Origin of the sequence: Pantoea alhagi (genome assembly GCF_002101395.1) — a bacterium.
Taxonomy (GTDB): Bacteria; Pseudomonadota; Gammaproteobacteria; order Enterobacterales; family Enterobacteriaceae; genus Mixta; species Mixta alhagi.
Genome location: NZ_CP019706.1, coordinates 3,085,619 through 3,103,978 on the forward strand (window position 1 = coordinate 3,085,619; position 18,360 = coordinate 3,103,978).

An 18,360-nucleotide genomic window follows, 5' to 3' on the forward strand; every position below is an offset into this window, starting at 1 on the left:
AGCATCACGGTGGATGTCAGGAAAGTCGGGTTAACCCCTACGGATTAACCCGGGGCATCGTCAGGCAAACATAATTTGCGCCCAGCGAGCCAGCCCGGCGGTGACCGAACCGAAATCATCGCCGGAGGCCAGCGGAATGGCAGGCAGCTGCTGCTGCAGCGCCTGACGCAACAGCGGCGAGCGGGCGCTGCCGCCGGTCAGGTAGATCATATCTGGCGTGGTGCCGCTGGTTTCCAGCGCCAGCCTGACCTGCTCCTGGATACGATCCAGCGGCGCGGCGATAGCCGCTTCCAGCCCTTTGCTGGCGATATCCGTGCTTAATCCGGCTTCGATAAACGCCAGCGCAGCGCTGGTTTCAGCCCGGTCGGAAAGGGCGATTTTGCTCTCTTCCGCCGCCCGCACCAGCCGATAGCTAAGGCGCTGCTGCCAGACTTTCAGCAGGCGCTGCACCTTTTCCGGCTGACGCGCATCGCGTATCAAATCCTGCAGCAGTTTGCGACAGGCGGCTGAATAAAAGTCGCTTTGCGCCGGAACGTCGTTGATCGCCACCGCGTTCCACCAGGGCAGGGCGGGCAGGGCGGTGCCTTTTTGCGTTTCTCCGCCCAGCCCCAGCAGCGGCATCAGCTCTTTATAAGCCAGCGCAATATCCAGATCGTTTCCACCAACGCGGCAGCCGCTGTGTCCTAACAGGCTGCTGGTGCGGTCGGCGCGGTTGTGCCATTGCGGACCCATCAGCAACATACTGCAGTCGGTGGTGCCCCCGCCAATATCCACCACCAGCACCCGCTTTTCTTCCTGCAGCGTGGCTTCAAAATCGAGCCCCGCTGCCACCGGTTCAAACTGAAAGATCACATCACGGAAACCGGCGCGGCTGGCAGCTCGCGCCAGAATGCCCTGTGCCTGACGGTTAGCCTCGTCGCCGCCTAACCCCTGAAAGTTAACCGGTCGACCAATCACCGCCTGATCGATGGATCCGCTCAACTGCTGTTCTGCGGTTTGGCGAATATGCAGCATCATGGCGCACACCAGATCTTCAAACAGGGCGATCTGCTGCGGCTTCAGGCCGTTGGCACCGAGAAAGGATTTGGGCGATTTAACAAACCAGACCTCTTCAGAGTCGGTCATATACTGCGCCAGCGCATCAAGACCAAAGTGGATGCTGCCGGGCGTTACTTCGATATCTTCATCGCGGTTAAAGGCGATAGCGCGCCGCAGCAGCGCCTGATTTTCCGCTTCCGGTGTCGGCACCTGATGATGACGAAAGAGCCATTCGCTGATCGCTTCACGCGTTGGCCCGCACAGCATTGAGGGCAGATAAGGAGAATCCTTTTCCAGTTTAAGCAGCCGCGGCGCGCCATTTTCTACCACGGCCACGGAACAATTAGCCGTTCCGTAATCAAAACCGATAAACATAAAGATCCCCCTTAAGAAAAAAAGGGGGTGACTTTACCCGAGCCGATCGGCACTGGCAAATGTTTCACACGTTGCGAATTGCCCTGTGCTCATCGGCTGGCCCACTGGCCCGGCAACGGTAGCGATATTCAGCCGCTGCCCCTGTCCATGAATAACAGAAACCAGCATTTCGTCCATCAGATTAAAATGCACGTTGCGGACTGGCTGGAGCCGGGCTTCATACACCGTCAGTTGACCGCGTCCGTTGTGCCTGGCGTTGTAACAGGCCGAACTCATCACCGCCGAGACGAGCCAGGAAATCGTTGCTACGCAACCGGTGTGTCATTAATTCGGCCAGCGTTGAGATAAGCCAGATATAAAAACGCACGGTGCCAGCAGTGGCGCGAGCTGGCGCGATATTAAGCTGGATTCTGAAACTGAAAAAAATTTCCTGGATGCGTTATTAATGCCTGATTATTCTGTGAACAGGATAACAAAAGAAAGGATGACTTATGGATGCAAAGTTAATCGCCAAAGGTATCGTTGACGGTCTTGCTTCTATTCCTAATGGGCTGTATTTATCAGCAATCAGGACTGTTGAAGGTACTGGGATTGTTGATCGAGACCTCAAGGCGCGCAATGAAATTGAAAACGAGCGTTTTTTCCAGGTGTTTAAGAGCCTGGCAGCTAATGAAGCGCCAATCAGACAACTTGTTACGACTGTTATCACTGATTTTTATACAAAATTGGATGACAAGGGAAAAAAAGCGATTAATGACAAGCTGGGTTATTCAGATGCCAGGTTGGGAAGTCGGGTTGGTGCCCAAGCATTCATCACTCAATATATAGCAACAAAAATCATTAATCGTGTGAGAATGAGCACACTTATGCGGCGTGTAACGCGCGTTGCATCTGCGGTAACATTCAACATTGTAATGATTCAGGGGCTGATCGAGGAAGCGGCCAGAGCCTCCAGAAGAATGCGCTCGAAGTATCCTGGGACATATTACAAAGTCTGGGCGACGAATTTAGATATGGTTTATTTTCTTGTTGAAGGTGAGCTGGAACCATACCTGATGTATATAAACAGCCACCCGATACAATGCAAAGGTGTAGAAAATGAAATCTGCAAAATCCTCTCTCGCTAAATTTTGCAAATTTATAGGTATACAGTCTGCAAATATGGTTGAAGGCATAACTACATACCTTTGCTCTTTTGCTGCCTTTGGTAGTTTGTTTGTTCTTGATGGCTGGATGAAGATGGTTGGATTTGTCGGTTTTCTTGTTCTTGCCTATCTGGTCGCTTGGGCGGTGGATAAGGTGAAGGGGGAGGTATAATCACCTCTTGCCTGTGGCATACTCGCTGTCGCTGAGTGGACGCAAAGTGGACATGGACAAACAACAAGGGGTTACGCTTTCACGTAACCCCTTGTTTTATTTGGTGGGCTGGCGGGAGTTGAACCCGCGTCCGAAATTCCTCTACTTCCGGACCGTGTGTACCGTGGGTAATATGCAAAATAGCGTCCAGCGATAGGCAAAACAGCGAGGCGATAAAGCAGATCAGGCCCAGCAGCAGGGCGGGCCTGAAAGAAGATAACGTGCTATGCGCGGGCGAAAAAGTATGGGTTGCAATTCACGGGTCCGGCGAGCCTGCCCGTAAAAGCGCGAGCAGGCGTTATATCACTTTGGTGATGCTGGCACAGCATGTTAAAACCAACCCGATGGCAATTGCTGAAATAGCCAGTTTATTCAAACGATTGATAGCCTGGCTGCCGCTGTTTTAGCAGATCCGCGCGCGTCCAGGGCTTTTCCAGCCCGGCAAGGTCAGCAGAAAGGTGCGCAAGAAAATTTTGCGTAGGGGCGATGCGTCCGTGACCGATAAGCACCAGCGGCAGCAGCAGCGCGGCGCTGACCTGCGGCAGGGAAAAGCCTTTCAGCTGCGTATTGCGCTGGTTGATCAGGAATAGCGTGCTGAGCGTAAAGCCGATCAGCAAACCGCTGGCGACTTCGCTTTTCGAATGCGCAAGCAGCACCAGGCGTGAAGCGCCCACCAATAGCGGCACCATATAGCCAATTGTCACCGCCACGCCGCGCCAGAATGCGGGCAACCGGCCCGACAGCAGCCAGAGCATAACCGGCCAGAGGGTGGCTGACATCGCGCTGTGTCCGCTAAAGCCGGTGAAGTTAAAGCGGGCGCTACCGATGCCGAACCCCATAAACAGGATTTTCGACACGCTGACGATCAGTCCCGCTAACCCAAAGGCCAACAGCCAAAACCAGACCGTGCGTCGATCGCTGCTTTTCCAGGGCAGGATCAGCGCGATAAGAATTGCTGTGGGGATCAGCAACATGCTGTCGCCAAAATAGGTAATTGTTCTCCAGGACATAGCCAACCTTTCTGTTATGAGTATGCCTTTCGCCAACTGGCGAGAAGGGGCGTCGCTACGCTGTCACGAAAGTGAGAGCTGGATCGCGCGTAGCAGTTTATCGGTGAAATGGGGGCGCGCCAAAGGAGAAAGTCTGAAAAGCGGGCATTCCGGGCAGCGCTTCACCGCCCGGCGACGGGCAAGCTGCTTTTTTCTGGCATCAAACCGGCGATCTCCCTATAATTGCCGCCAGTTAATCCTCTCAATATCTGACTGAACGCTAAGGATGATGTTTCGACATCGCCTGGTGCCACGTCACACAGTTATCAGGTCTTTAATTTTATGACTGAAAAGTCCCATCAATGCGTCATTGTAGGTATCGCAGGCGCATCCGCATCAGGAAAAAGTTTAATTGCCAGCACGCTGTATCGTGAAATCCGCGAACAGGTCGGCGATGAGCATATCGGCGTGATTCCTGAAGACAGTTATTACAAAGACCAAAGCCACCTCACTATGGAAGAGCGGATTAAAACGAACTATGACCATCCCAGCGCGATGGATCATGATTTGCTGCTGCATCATCTTCAGGCCCTGAAAGCGGGCCAGCATATTGAACTGCCGGTATACAGCTACGTTGAACATACCCGCACGCAGGAAACCATCCATCTCAAGCCGAAAAAGGTCATTATTCTCGAAGGGATCCTGTTGTTAACCGATGCCCGCCTGCGTGAAGAGATGAATTTCTCCATTTTTGTCGATACCCCGCTGGATATCTGCCTGATGCGTCGTATGAAGCGTGACGTGAACGAACGCGGCCGCTCAATGGATTCGGTAATGGCACAGTATCAAAAAACCGTGCGTCCGATGTTCCTGCAGTTTATTGAACCCTCCAAGCAGTACGCCGATATCATCGTGCCGCGCGGGGGTAAAAACCGCATTGCCATCGATATTCTGAAAGCGAAAATCAATCAGTTCTTTGAGTAAGCGCGTCAGCCCGAAGAAAAAGGAGTAAACGGCGATGAGATTATGCGATCGCGATATTGAAGCCTGGCTTGATAACGGCAAGCTGGCGATTACGCCGCGCCCGCCGGTAGAGCGCATTAACGGCGCAACCGTGGACGTGCGGCTGGGCAATCAGTTTCGTACTTTTCGTGGGCATACCGCAGCCTTTATCGACTTAAGCGGCCCTAAACATGAGGTCAGCGCGGCACTGGATCGCGTGATGAGCGATGAGATTGTGCTGCCGGAGGGTGAGGCGTTTTATCTGCATCCGGGCGAACTGGCGCTGGCCGTGACCCTGGAATCGGTAACGCTGCCTGACGATTTGGTCGGCTGGCTTGATGGCCGTTCATCGCTGGCGCGTCTGGGCTTAATGGTGCACGTGACAGCGCACCGCATTGATCCTGGCTGGCAGGGCCGTATCGTACTGGAGTTCTATAATTCAGGTAAGCTGCCGTTGGCCTTGCGTCCCGGTATGCTGATCGGTGCGCTAAGCTTTGAACCGTTGTCTGGTCCCGCCGCCCGTCCCTATAACCGTCGTGAAGATGCTAAATACAAAGGGCAGCAGGGCGCGGACGCCAGTCGGATCGATAAAGACTAACTGCCTGAACAGGGGATGGGATGAGACGATTAATTACCACGCTGGCTATTTTATTCGTCGTGATTGTAGCGGGCATGACAGCGCTGGTACTGTTGGTTAACCCCAACGATTTTCGCAACTACATGGTGCAGCAGGTTGAACAGCGTAGCGGCTATCAACTGCGCCTGGAGGGCGATTTGCGCTGGCATGTCTGGCCGCAGCTTAGCATCCTTGCCGGACGTATGTCGGTTACCGCCCCTGGCGCACAGCAGCCGATGGTGTTGGCTGAAAACATGCGGCTTGATGTCCATCTCTTTCCTTTACTGTCGCATCAGCTCAGCGTTAAGCAGGTTATGCTGAAGAACGCGGTGATCCGCCTGACGCCGGAGAGCGAAGCTCAACAGCCAGCCGATGCGCCGGTAGGGCCGACGAACTCAACGCCGCCGGAACCGGTAAAAGGCTGGACTTTCGATATCAGTAATCTCGAAGTGGCTGACAGCCTGTTAATCTGGCGGCAGCCGCAGGGAGAAGAGATTAACTTTCGCGATCTTAACCTCTCTCTGAGACAGGACAGCCGCCGCGAGGCGATGCTGTCACTGGCGACGCGGGTTAGCCGCGATCAGCGTGAACTGCAGCTGTCGCTGGATGGCGAGATGAACGTGGCCAATTATCCGCAGCGCGTAAGCGGTACGGTGAAGTCGCTGAGCTGGCAGCTACAGGGCCCGGATCTGCCTGCAGCGGGATTGCAGGGCAAAGGCAGCCTGCAGGCGGAGTGGCTGAATGACAGCCAGCGTTTTTCATTGCAAAACGTGGCGCTGACGTTGGGCGACAGCCAGCTGAACGGCGCTATCAGCGGCAAGCTTGGCAACGCGACGGCGGTCACGATTGATATGCGCTCGCCGCATCTCGATCTGGATGCACTTTCCGGCCTGAATTCGCAAACCAGCGCTTCGCCTGGCGCGTCTGTCGCCACCGCCTTTAGCCGCGCGCCGGTGATCGCCGAACCCACCAGCTACGATCATCCCCTGAACAGTCTGAATGCGGCGCTGAAGCTTCAGGTCGATACGTTGCGCTGGCACGGCATGGATATGCAGCAGGTAGCGCTGGATGCGCAAAATCATCAGGGTAACATAGCGCTTAATACGCTGAGCGGACGGGTAGGCGAGGGCACTTTCTCGTTACCGGGCACCTTAAATCTGCATCAGCAGTCGGTTGCGGTGGCGCTGCGTCCGACGCTACAGAATATTGCATTAGCACCGTTGCTGCAGGCTTTTGCTCTGCCGCCAACGCTGGATGGCCAGTTGACATTAACCGGTAACATGAGCGGAGAGGGGCTGAGCGTTGTTGATTTTCATCGGCGCTGGCGCGGCGAAGCCGAAGTAGCACTGGATTCAGCTCGCATTATCGGCATGAATTTTCAGCAACTGGTCCAGCGGGCCGTGGCCCGTAACAGCGATCGGGTCAGCAGCGGAGATGAAGCGGGCAACAGTAACGAAACCCGCCTTGATAAGCTGCAGGCGCAGGCAACCTTAAAAGATGGCCTTATTACGCTTAAAAACCTACAGGGCGGGGCTTCCGGCTTCCGTCTGGGCGGCGCGGGTGAAATAGACATGCTGCGTCGTCAGTGCGATATTCATTTTGGCGTGCAGGTTACCAGTGGCTGGAAAGGGGATAATGACCTTATCGCCACCCTGCAACAGACGGCGGTTCCGCTGCATATCTATGGCGGCTGGGATAATCTGCAATACAACCTGAAAGTGGATCAGCTGCTGCGCCAGAAACTTGAGAGCCAAATCAAATCACGTCTGGATGAGTGGTCACAGCGTAATCAGAAAAATGTGACGCCGGAAAAAGCGCCGCAATAATCGCTCAGGCGCGGGATATCGCCTTTTATCCTGATACCCCGCGCCTGACGTTATCCTCTGCGGTAACGCATTACGGCTGTTTACGCCTCGTTATCCGGCTCGCGTTGATCAAACGGAATAATGTGCACCTTATGCACGCGATGGCTTTCCACTTCTAAAGTGCGAATAAGCCAGTCGCCGATCTGCAACTCTTCGCCCGCCTGAGGAATATGCTGCAGCTGATCCATCAGCAGACCAGCAATGGTGTGATAATCGCGCTTTTCGTTTAGCGGCAGGTCGATATACATCTCCAGATCTTCCAGAGGCATATGGCCATTGGCTATCCAGCTGCCATCTTCTTTCTGACGAATATCATAGCGCGCGTCCAGCTCGTCGCTTTCATTCGGTAAATTACCGGCAATGGTTTCCATGATGTCGCTCAGGGTCACCACGCCCTCCACCGAACCAAACTCATCCACCACAAAGGCAAAATGGGTGCGCGCGCTGCGAAACTGTTCCAGCGCCAACAGCAGCGTAAGCTGTTCCGGGAAAATCAGCGGCTGGCGGATTAAAGCGCGCAGATCGAGAGAGTTATGATGCAGAGACTGATGCAGAAGATCGATAATATGCACTACCCCCAGCGGCTCGCTGCTGTTTTCGGTAATCAAGATCCTTGTATGCTGATTACGGTCCAGCTGCGCCATTATCTCTTGCGGGCTATTACTCAGGTCAATATGTTCGATGTCATGACGCGAGGTCATAATGCTGCTGACGCTGCGTTGCGCCATGCTCATGACCCGCACAACCATCTGGCGTTCCTGTTTATTAAAGACCGCGTGCTCATCGGCCTCCCCCACCAGCGAAGCGGTCTCCGCATCCAGCTCCGTTTCGACGTGCTGACCGCGCAGCAGATGCAGTACCGCTTCGGCAGTGCGTTTGCGCAGCGGCATGGTCGATGAAAGAAAACGACGACGATTGAACTGCGACAGCTGATTAAGACACTCAATCAAGATAGAGAAGCCAATAGCGGCATAGAGATAGCCTTTGGGAATATGGAAGCCAAACCCTTCAGCAATCAGGCTAAAGCCAATCATCAGCAAAAAGCTCAGGCAAAGAATCACAATGGTTGGGTGGCCGTTAACAAAGCGGGTTAACGGTTTGCTGGCAAGGATCATCAGGCAGATGGCGATAGCCACCGCAGCCATCATCACCAGCAGATGATCCACCATGCCAACGGCGGTGATAACCGCATCCAGTGAGAAAACGGCATCCAGCACCACAATCTGCGCCACCACCGGCCAGAAGCGCGCGCCATGCTTCTGTGGATTCTCATCACTGTCGCGTCCCTCCAGCCGCTCATTGAGCTCTATAGTGGCCTTAAACAGTAGAAATAACCCGCCGGTCAGCATAATCACATCGCGGGCGCTAAAAGTGTGACTGAATAGCGTAAACAGCGGGCGCGTAAGCCCGGTTAACCATGCAATTGATGTCAGCAGCGCCATGCGCATAAGCAACGCCAACAGCAGCCCGGTAACGCGGGCGCGATCGCGCTGTGCGGCAGGCAGCTTTTCCGCCAGGATGGCAATAAAGATCAAATTATCGATACCCAGCACCAGTTCAAGCACAATTAATGTAACCAGCCCGGCCCAGATTGATGGATCTGCGATCCATTCCATACCTTGTTTCACCTTTTATTGTTTATTTTGCTGAGAGATGATGGGATCGGAATAATGAAAACGCAATATTACCTGAGATAAATCCTAAACAAAAAAAGCGCAAGCCTTAATCTGCGCCTGATATGCATATATTAGCACTCGAGCTTATTGGGATTTTACGGGGGCAGGGAGAGGCGATTATTAACATCTGCTGTAGAAATAAACGCCATCTGGTTGCATCATGTAATAAAAGTTATTATCAAGCCGGAATTATCTGGAAAAAAAAGAAAGGCGCTCTTGTGATAAATTCATGAAAATTAACGATTATTTTTTATATTCTTTAGTCTTATTCTGAAAGTGCTATGGATCTGCTTTCCTGTGCTTGTCACAACCAGTCAATAGTATAAAAATCTAGCCATAACTTATGTGATCGGACCGAGATAATTGATGCGGCTCTTTTGCTGCGCTCAGATAAATGAGCAATCTCTTTGGCTTTATGTAGCTTATAAGAGCTAACCGGTCCCTGCGCCTCAAATAGCACTGTTTCTGATTTAACAGCATTGGTAGCTGAAAGCCAGGGGCGGTAGCGTGCTTAAACTCTGGCAGTTGGGCTCAAATAAGCCCGTCAAGAGTAATTTATAAATTTCTGTTGTTTTAAGACTAATGCTAAATAAATACGACAGAATAGTAGATGCCATCATAAAACCTGATTCAGGCCTTACTGCCGGAATGACAGGACGAATTAATACCGATACGGTCAGTAAGCTGACCATTAATGGTCGAACTGCAGGATAGCGGGCCACCTCTGTTTTTACCGGGCGTTGACAGAGTGGCTTTCGCAGCAGGGACATTTATGCATAAAACGAGGGGCAAACATCTCATGACGGAACAGCAATAGTTAGAGCAGATTGGTCGTGAATTGACGTTTATTCATGAACTTTTTTTTGCGGCGACACACACCGCTTTAGACAATAAATCAGCAATAGTGATGATAATTCAATGATGAAAACGAAACTAAAGTTGGCTCCGTTACTGGTGTCAATCTCACTTATCAGTGGCTGTACCGTAGTCCCAGGGCAAAATGTTTCCACCAGTGGTAAAGATGTTATCAAGCAGCAGGACGCTGATTATGACATCAATAAAATGGTTAACGTCTTTCCTCTTACCCCGATGTTGGTCGAGCAGCTGCGCAGAAAACCTATTGTTGCCCAGCCGAACCCGCAGCTTGATCGTGAGCTGGCGAACTATGAGTATCGTATCGGCGTAGGCGATGTGTTGAGCGTTACCGTTTGGGATCACCCGGAGCTAACAACTCCAGCCGGTCAGTACCGCAGCGCCAGCGACACCGGTAACTGGGTCCATTCAGATGGCACCATCTATTATCCTTACATTGGTAAGGTAAAGGTCGCCGGTAAAACCATCCAGCAAGTGCGCAGCGAGCTGCAGAGCCGTCTGGCCAGCTACATTGAAAGCCCGCAGGTTGATGTAAATATCGCAGCTTTCCGTTCGCAAAAGGTCTACGTCACCGGCGAAGTCGGTACCTCCGGTAAACAGGAAATCACCAATATTCCGTTGACCGTACTGGATGCGATTAACGCCGCAGGCGGTCTCTCCGCAGACGCCGACTGGCGTAACGTGGTGCTGACCCATAATGGCCGTGAACAACGTATTTCTCTGCAGGCGCTGATGCAGAACGGCGATCTGACGCAAAACCGCCTGCTCTATCCGGGCGACATTCTGTACGTGCCGCGCAATGACGAACTGAAAATCTTTGTCATGGGCGAAGTGAACCGCCAGCAGACGTTGAAAATGGATCGCAGCGGCATGACGCTGACGGAAGCACTGGGCAATGCGGAAGGGCTGAACCAGGATGTCTCTAACGCCACCGGCGTGTTTGTTATTCGTCCGAACCGCGAACAGGGCGGCAAGGTCGCGAATATCTATCAGCTTAATACTGCTGATGCGACCGCGATGGTGCTGGGTACGGAATTCCAGCTGCAGCCGTATGACATCGTCTACGTGACCGCAACACCGCTTACCCGCTGGAACCGCGTCATTAATCAGTTGCTGCCTACCATCAACAGTGTTCGCTACAGCATCGACTCAGCGAGAGATATCAAAAACTGGTGATGAATATGTTTAATTCAATTCTCATTGTCTGCGTGGGCAATATCTGCCGTTCGCCAACCGGCGAACGATTACTAAAACGCTATTGCCCGGATGTGAAAGTTGAATCAGCAGGATTAGGCGCGTTGGTGAACTATCCGGCGGATGAAAATGCCATCAAGGTGGCAGAGCAACACAACCTCTCGCTGGAAGGGCACCGCGCCCGCAAAATCACTTCAGCCATGTGCAGAGAAAACGATCTGATCCTGGTGATGGAAAAACAGCATATCAATGACATCAGTAATATCGCCCCGGAAGTTCGCGGCAAAACCATGCTGTTTGGTCATTGGTGCGCAGGTCGTGAAATCCCGGATCCATATCGAAAAAGTATAGAGGCTTTTGAATCTGTATACCTTTTATTGGATGACGCCGCTCAGAAATGGGCCCACGCATTAAATCGATAATCAGGCATAATAATGGTCAACAAAAAATCAGATAGCTCGCAGAAAATTGCAGATGCCAAAGATGAAATCGATGTAGCCCGTTTATACGGTTCAATTATCGATCATCGCTGGCTCATTATTGGCGTAACCGCACTATTCGCAGTAATAGGTATTATCTACTCCATCCTCGCCACCCCGGTTTATCGGGCCGACGCGCTGGTACAGGTTGAACAAAACCAGGGCAGCCTGGTGATGACTCAACTCTCCAATCTGATGCCGGATACCAAACCGGCTTCAGATGCGCAGATTGGTCTGATCATGTCCAGGATGGTGCTGGGTAAAACCATCGAAGATCTTAACCTGCAAACCACCGTCGCGCCGAAATATCTGCCGGTTGTAGGTGCTGGCTGGGCGCGCCTGATGGGCAACGACGATAAAAAACTCGCCGTTTCTCGTCTGGAGTTGCCGCCGGAACTGATCGGCCAGAAGCTTGAGCTGGTTATCGGTGAGAACAACACCTTTACCCTTTCTGGCGATGACGGCGAACTGGTAAAAGGCAAAGTAGGCCAGTATGTAGGGCAGGGCAAAGTAAAAATCCTCGTCTCTGACACCAATGCAGGGCCGGGCGACGCCTTTGTTGTGCAGAAAAATGGCTACCTGCCAACCTACAATGATCTGGTAGGCCGTCTGAGCGTAGTGGATCAGGGCAAAGATACCGGCGTGCTGGCATTAACCCTGAACGGTTCCGATCCGCAGCTGACGCAGGATACGCTGCGCGCCATTACGGAAAACTATCTGCTGCAAAACGTTGAGCGTAAATCTGAGGAAGCGCAAAAGAGCCTCGATTTTATTCAACGTCAGCTGCCGCAGGTGCGTCAGAAGCTGGATGATGCTGAGAACAAACTGAACGCGTTCCGCCAGCAAAACGATTCAGTGGATCTGACGCTGGAAGCCAAGTCGATGCTGGATACCATGGTTAATGTGGATAACCAGCTGAACGAACTGACTTTCCGTGAGGCGGAAATCTCCAAGCTCTATACCAAAGAGCACCCGGCTTATCGCACGCTGTTGGAAAAGCGTAAGACGCTGCGGGATGAGAAAAAATCGCTGGAGGGTAAAGTTTCAGCCCTGCCGCGCACTCAGCAAGAAATTATTCGTCTGACGCGTGATGTTGATGCAGGGCAGGCGGTGTTCATGCAGTTGCTGAACAAGCAGCAAGAGCTGAGCATCAACAAAGCCAGCACTGTGGGTAACGTACGTATCGTTGACCCGGCACTGGTGCTGAACAAGCCGATCGCTCCGCGTTCTGCCATTATCATCGCCGTTTCTCTGGTGCTGGGCCTGCTGGCTTCCACTATCTACGTGCTGATGAAAACCATTCTGATTCGTGGCATCGAAAGTCCGGAGCAGCTGGAAAACAGCGGCATCAACGTATACGCCAGTATTCCTATCTCTGAATGGCAGCAGCAGCGCGATCGTAAGCTGGCTATGCTGGGCAAAGATAAGGGCAAAAAAGCGATACGCGGCGGTGAGTTGCTGGCGCTGGCAAACCCAACGGATCTGGCGGTTGAAGCGGTACGTAGTCTGCGTACTACCATGCACTTCGCTATGCTGGATGCGCCTAACAATATCGTCATGATCTCTGGTAGCAGCCCGGATATCGGTAAAACCTTTATCAGCACTAACCTGGCCGCCGTGGTTGCACAGTCAGGTCAGCGCGTACTGTTTATCGATGGCGATATGCGTAAAGGCTATTCTCACGAGCTGTTTAATACCGATAACCGTCACGGTCTGTCTGACCTGCTGTCAAATCAGGCAACGCTGCAGCAGGCGATTCGACCCACTAACGTCAGCGGACTGGACTTTATTCCGCGCGGTCAGCTGCCGCCTAACCCGTCTGAACTGCTGATGAGTCAGAAGTTTATCGACCTGATGGCCAATGTGCAGAAGCAGTACGATATCGTGGTTATCGATACCCCGCCGATTCTGGCGGTGACCGATGCGGCCATTATCGGTATGCAGGCCGGCACCAGTATGGTGGTGGCAGGATTTGAGAAATCCACGGTGAAAGAGATTGAAGTCAGCGTTCGTCGCTTTGAGCAGAACGGTATTGAGATTAAAGGCGCCATTCTGAACCTGGTGGTGAAAAAAGCTGCCAGCGCCTACGGCTATGGCTATTACCACTATAGCTACGAATCAACCAAGCCGTAAAACGAGAGTGCCAGCCGTTCGCGGCTGGCCTTTTAAGGTTTTTAAAACGAATCACATTGAGACTGATGTTATGACTGAGTCTACGCCTTTAATCAGCGTTGTTATTCCCACCTATAATCGTGCCGACATCATTTTAAAAACCCTAAACAGCGTTTTAAATCAAACCTGGCGTAACATCGAAGTGTTCGTGGTGGATGATGCTTCCACGGACAATACCGCTGAGGTCATGGCGGGCGTTAAGGATGAGCGCGTACATTTTATTCAGCTGGCGCAAAACAGCAGCGGCACGCGTCCGCGCAATGAAGGGATTGAGCGCAGCAGCGGTGAGTTTATCGCCTTGCTCGATTCCGACGACGAGTGGGTGCCGGAGAAGCTGGAAAAGCAACTGGCCTATTTACGCCAGCAGCCAGGTAAAAACCGCGTTTGCATGACGGCTAAATATAATAAGCGCCCTGAGGGCATGCACCTGCGACGGAATAAAGACCTGAAAAAATATTCCTCGATCATGGAGTTCCTGCTGCTGGGCAACGATTTTCAAACCAGTACGCTCCTGCTGGACGCCGCGATAGCCAAACAAACTCAGTTTGATCCTACGCTGCGTAAACATCAGGACTGGGATTTCGCCCTGCGCCTGCAGGAGAGGGGAGCCCGCTTTTTTTACCTCGACCTGCCGCTGACCATTTATGACGACTCGGATTCTACCGCGCGTATCTCTTCCGACGGTAAACGTGATAAATCGTTAATCTGGCTGGAGAGCATTAAAAAGCGCGTACCCAGCTATATCTGGTTTGGCTTCTACGCAAAGATTATTGCCGACAGTTATTTGCTCTCTAATGAAAAATCGAAAGGCGTGGCTATCTATTTAAAGCTGCTGCTGTCGAGAAAAATTAAATTCAGCCATTTTATGGCGATGATGAATGAAAGATTTAAAAAGTTAGCCACTATTACCGCGAAACGTTTTGTTCCGGGGAAGTGATTTAAAACAGCAATTGGAATGGCGAAAATAAAATGAAATTTTTATCAATGAAGATAGGTATAAGAAAGAATCGCTATCTCTATTTCGATCCACATATGACCTTTATGCTGTTCTTATTTATGATGCTGATGATGGTGGGAGTGGCATTAGTAAAAGAGTCGGTGATGAAACCGTACTTCTTTTCAGACCAAATTACCATCTTTAGCTTTATGAAGTTTACCTATAGCTTCGGCCCGGGAAACTCTTACGGCAGCACAGCTTACTTCTATAAACTGTTGGGATTTGAACAAAGCTCGATTGTATTCGCGCTGATTTCAGCCATTCTTATCATCAGTACCTTTGTGTTTATTTTCATCAGGGTGCGCGGTGGTTCGATGAATATATTCGATATCGGCGTGTTCTTGTTTTTCTGCTTTTCTTCAATGATTAACCTGACGTGGCAGAGTAAAGACTTTATCGTATTTTTGATGATGATGCCGTTGCTCATCACCTTTGCGAACCGTACTGCCGGGCTATTAATATGGACCTGCTTTGCTCTGTTCTATGCTTATTATTTCAGAACATACTGGTTCCTGTTTCTATTGGAATTTTATGCTCTGCTGTTAATGTCACGTTATGTCCATAAAGGAAAATGGATATTTATTTTATGTCTGCTTTCGCTGCTGGTACTGGCGTTTGGCTTCCAGTATGGTTTAGGCATTGACGTAGATAACTTCCGTAATGAAGTGAATGAACACCGACTGGACAGCGAAGGCGACGGCAGCAATACGCTGATTCGCCCCTGGTTCCCGGCCGGTAACCCGTTATTTGGCTGGTTAAACGTTAGCCTGACGTGGATAACATTCTTTTTCCCGTTCCCACTGATTTTAATGTTGTCGCCTTATTATGTGGTTATTTCTACGTTTATTATTTTGATGTTCAGAAGAATTTGGCAAACGCTTCATGCTGCCCTGGAGGACAGAACTTATCCGCTGGTTGTGGTGTTTGCACTGGCGATTATTTCCTACACGGTTATTCAGAGCCTGTTTGAACCAGATTATGGCAGCTACCTGCGTCACCTGTCGCCATTCTATCCATTAATGTTCTACGTCTATTTAAGTTTTGGGAAATTCAAAAAGGAAGAGTAAATGAAAATCCTCCATGCTGCTGAGACAATAAAAGGTGGCGTTGCCACAGTTTTAAAACAACTCGTTGCGGCACAACAGGATGAGAAGGGCAGTTATCAAATCCAGTGCCTGATCCCGGCGGATCAGGCAGGAGAACTGGATACGGCACACGCAGAAAACGTCGTGAAATGGCAGCGTAAAGGCCGATCGGTCGGCGCGCTGTTTTCATTTGCCGCTGCGTTTTGCCGCACGGTAATCAAATTCAAGCCCGACGTGGTACATCTTCACAGTTCCTTTGCCGGCGTTATTGGCCGTGCCTGTTTGCTGTTGCTTTGGCCTGTTGTTCGTCCAAAAGTGGTTTACTGCCCGCATGCATTTAGCTTCCTGATGCAGACCAGTAACGGTAAGAAAAAGATCTATTCCTTTATCGAAAAAGCGTTGCTGCCAATGACGGACGCCATTATTTGCGTTAGTCAGTATGAAGCTGACCAGGCAAAGGCACACGGCATTAGCGCTGATAAACTGGTGGTGATTCATAACGGCGTGGCTGAACGGCAGATCGTCAAGGCGGATACGCTAGCCGATCCGCGTATTAACGTGCTGTTTGTTGGGCGTTTTGATTACCAGAAAGGCTACGATATTTTACTCAATGCCATGAAGCGTAATCAAAATCCCAATATTCACCTGACGTTGATTGGCGACAGCGTACACAGCGCTGAGAAAATTGAAAAGCTGCCGGGAGCGGAGTATACCGGCTGGCTTAAAGCCAGCCAGATGGAACCTTATTTTATCGCGGCGGATGTGCTGGTCATTCCCAGCCGTTGGGAAGGATTCGCGATGGTGCCGCTGGAGGCAATGAGCTATTCAGTGCCAATTATTGCCAGTGACGCGACGTCACTGCCGGAAGTGGTAATTAATAATGAAACGGGATATCTGTTTAAAAACGGTGACTCTGACTCCTTACTTTCTGTACTAAACCGCCTGGATAAATCTGATTTGAGGGAGAAGGGTCGAAAAGGAAATCAATTATTTACCAATAACTTTACTTCGCAGGCTATGATAGCCAAAACGCATGGTTTATATGCCGACATACTGAAACGTTGAACACCAATTAACTAGCGAGGTCTAAGACATGTCTTCAATCATGCATGAATTAGGCAGGGATGATAATAAAATGATGACGGCGAGTGGATTTCGTACCCGTACTAACGCGTCGATTATTTCCATAATACAGCGTTTTTCTGACATTTTTGTGATGTTTACCGGGCTGTATATTTTAGCACGCATTGAATCCCAGTCTTTTTCATCATCCTGGTGGCTACTTTCACTTACCGCTCTGGCATTATTCCAGATGATTGGCGGTATTACTGATTTTTATCGCTCCTGGCGCGGTGTCAGTTTCGCCCACGAGCTACAGCTTATTTTGCAAAACTGGGCATTAAGTATTTTGATTACCGCCGGCGTGATGTCGTTCGTCAGCGATCTGGATCTTAATTTTAAAGCTTATCTGTTGTGGTTTGGGATTGTGGCGATCGGTTTTATCGCCTGCCGTCTGGCAATTCGCTATTTTGCCCGTATTATTCGCAAGCTGGGATACAATACGCGCAATGTCGCCATCGTCGGGAATATGCCCATTGGCGTTTCACTTGCTAATAGTTTCATTAACGCACCCTGGATGGGTATGAACGTTGTCGGGCTTTATTCTGACGTTGCTAATGAATCTCGTAGTGATGCCGGCAATATCAACTACTGCGGCAATCTTGAGCAGCTGTTGGTCGATGCCCGGGAAGGGAAACTGGATAAAATTTATATCGCCATGGCGATGTCGGAAGAGATGGCAATCCGCGAGCTGGTGAACAAACTTTCTGACACCACCTGTTCGGTAATGCTTATCCCGGATATTTTCACCTTTAATATTCTTCAATCGCGCACCGAAGAAATTAATGGCGTGCCGGTGGTACCGCTGTTTGAAACGCCAATGAACGGCATCAATATGGTGTTGAAGCGTATCGAAGATATTGTGGTTTCTTCCTGCATTCTGTTGTTTATCTCTCCTGCGCTGTTGACCATTGCCGCGCTGGTGAAATTTACCTCGCCGGGCCCGGTGATTTTCCGCCAGGTGCGCTACGGCATGGACGGTAAGCCGATTAAAGTGTGGAAGTTCCGCTCAATGTCAGTGATGGAGAATGGCGATACGGTTACCCAGGCCACGAAAGGCGATGCGCGTATTACACCTATTGGTCGTATTTTACGCTCTACCTCGCTGGATGAGCTGCCGCAGTTCATCAACGTATTAAAAGGCGATATGTCTATTGTTGGGCCACGTCCGCATGCCGTTGCGCATAACGAACAGTATCGCTCGATTATTCAGGGCTACATGCTGCGCCATAAGGTGAAACCGGGCATTACCGGCTGGGCACAAATTAATGGCTGGCGTGGTGAGACCGATACGCTGGAAAAAATGGAAAAACGCGTTGAGTTCGATCTGCAGTACATCCGTGACTGGAGCCTGTGGCTTGATATGCGCATTATTTTTCTGACTCTCTTTAAAGGTTTTATCAGCAAAACCGCTTACTAAGCGCAGCGCACAAGAGAGCAGCCTGTCAGGAGCCGCATCCTTATCCGGGATGCGGCTGTAGTCTTGTCACAGTGAAAGCGGACTTCACCCCTGCTTAGACGTGG

General features: G+C 51.0%; 16 protein-coding genes. 12 read left to right on the forward strand and 4 right to left on the reverse strand.

Going from position 1 to position 18,360, the window contains the following annotated elements:
- Positions 1-60: 60 nt before the first annotated feature.
- A complete protein-coding gene (gene yegD, locus B1H58_RS14365) occupies positions 61-1,413 on the reverse strand; it encodes a molecular chaperone (protein ID WP_085071164.1) in 1,353 nt (450 codons plus the stop codon).
- 33 nt (positions 1,414-1,446) lie between these two features.
- On the reverse strand, positions 1,447-1,689 hold the full coding sequence (locus B1H58_RS21050; protein ID WP_085071165.1) for a hypothetical protein: 243 nt from the start codon (positions 1,687-1,689) through the stop codon (positions 1,447-1,449).
- A gap of 215 nt (positions 1,690-1,904) precedes the next feature.
- On the opposite strand from B1H58_RS21050, the gene B1H58_RS14375 reads away from it, so the two are divergent.
- A complete protein-coding gene (locus B1H58_RS14375; RefSeq protein WP_085071166.1) occupies positions 1,905-2,540 on the forward strand; it encodes a hypothetical protein in 636 nt (211 codons plus the stop codon).
- Positions 2,512-2,730, forward strand: coding sequence for a hypothetical protein (locus B1H58_RS14380; RefSeq protein WP_085071167.1), 219 nt, complete (start codon positions 2,512-2,514; stop codon positions 2,728-2,730). The genes B1H58_RS14375 and B1H58_RS14380 overlap by 29 nt, the downstream gene beginning before the upstream one ends.
- Before the next feature lie 407 nt (positions 2,731-3,137).
- Here B1H58_RS14380 and B1H58_RS14390 read toward each other — a convergent pair whose 3' ends face one another.
- On the reverse strand, positions 3,138-3,779 hold the full coding sequence (locus B1H58_RS14390) for a phosphatase PAP2 family protein (RefSeq protein ID WP_085071169.1): 642 nt from the start codon (positions 3,777-3,779) through the stop codon (positions 3,138-3,140).
- Positions 3,780-4,100: 321 nt separating this feature from the next.
- Between B1H58_RS14390 and udk the strand changes: the two genes are divergently transcribed.
- Genes udk through asmA form a run of 3 tightly spaced genes read left to right on the forward strand, consistent with a single transcriptional unit; the run spans position 4,101 to position 7,202 of the window.
- On the forward strand, positions 4,101-4,742 hold the full coding sequence (gene udk, locus B1H58_RS14395) for a uridine kinase (RefSeq protein ID WP_085071170.1): 642 nt from the start codon (positions 4,101-4,103) through the stop codon (positions 4,740-4,742).
- Positions 4,743-4,776: 34 nt separating this feature from the next.
- A complete protein-coding gene (gene dcd, locus B1H58_RS14400) occupies positions 4,777-5,358 on the forward strand; it encodes a dCTP deaminase (protein ID WP_085071171.1) in 582 nt (193 codons plus the stop codon).
- A gap of 20 nt (positions 5,359-5,378) precedes the next feature.
- A complete protein-coding gene (asmA, locus tag B1H58_RS14405) occupies positions 5,379-7,202 on the forward strand; it encodes an outer membrane assembly protein AsmA (protein WP_085071172.1) in 1,824 nt (607 codons plus the stop codon).
- An 80-nt stretch (positions 7,203-7,282) separates the two neighbouring features.
- Here asmA and B1H58_RS14410 read toward each other — a convergent pair whose 3' ends face one another.
- Entirely contained in the window at positions 7,283-8,857 is a 1,575-nt protein-coding gene (locus B1H58_RS14410; protein WP_085071173.1) for a TerC family protein, read from the reverse strand.
- A 978-nt stretch (positions 8,858-9,835) separates the two neighbouring features.
- Here B1H58_RS14410 and B1H58_RS14415 point away from each other — a divergent pair.
- From B1H58_RS14415 to wcaJ, 7 genes are all read left to right on the forward strand, one after another.
- Entirely contained in the window at positions 9,836-10,966 is a 1,131-nt protein-coding gene (locus B1H58_RS14415; protein WP_085071174.1) for a polysaccharide export protein, read from the forward strand.
- Between the two features lie 5 nt (positions 10,967-10,971).
- Positions 10,972-11,406, forward strand: a complete 435-nt coding sequence (locus tag B1H58_RS14420) for an arsenate reductase/protein-tyrosine-phosphatase family protein (protein WP_085072327.1) — start codon at positions 10,972-10,974, stop codon at positions 11,404-11,406.
- Positions 11,407-11,418: 12 nt separating this feature from the next.
- Positions 11,419-13,596, forward strand: coding sequence for a tyrosine-protein kinase Wzc (gene wzc / locus B1H58_RS14425; RefSeq protein WP_085071175.1), 2,178 nt, complete (start codon positions 11,419-11,421; stop codon positions 13,594-13,596).
- Positions 13,597-13,666: 70 nt separating this feature from the next.
- Positions 13,667-14,572 carry a glycosyltransferase family 2 protein gene (locus B1H58_RS14430; RefSeq protein WP_167373293.1) on the forward strand — a complete coding sequence of 302 codons (906 nt, stop codon included), beginning with the start codon at positions 13,667-13,669 and terminating at the stop codon, positions 14,570-14,572.
- A gap of 32 nt (positions 14,573-14,604) precedes the next feature.
- Positions 14,605-15,699, forward strand: a complete 1,095-nt coding sequence (locus tag B1H58_RS14435) for a hypothetical protein (RefSeq protein WP_157130181.1) — start codon at positions 14,605-14,607, stop codon at positions 15,697-15,699.
- The gene (locus tag B1H58_RS14440) at positions 15,700-16,782 is read left to right on the forward strand and encodes a glycosyltransferase (RefSeq protein ID WP_085071178.1); all 1,083 of its coding nucleotides are present in this window, start codon (positions 15,700-15,702) and stop codon (positions 16,780-16,782) included.
- A 73-nt stretch (positions 16,783-16,855) separates the two neighbouring features.
- Positions 16,856-18,256 carry an undecaprenyl-phosphate glucose phosphotransferase gene (gene wcaJ / locus B1H58_RS14445; RefSeq protein WP_085072328.1) on the forward strand — a complete coding sequence of 467 codons (1,401 nt, stop codon included), beginning with the start codon at positions 16,856-16,858 and terminating at the stop codon, positions 18,254-18,256.
- The last annotated feature ends 104 nt before the right edge of the window (positions 18,257-18,360 follow it).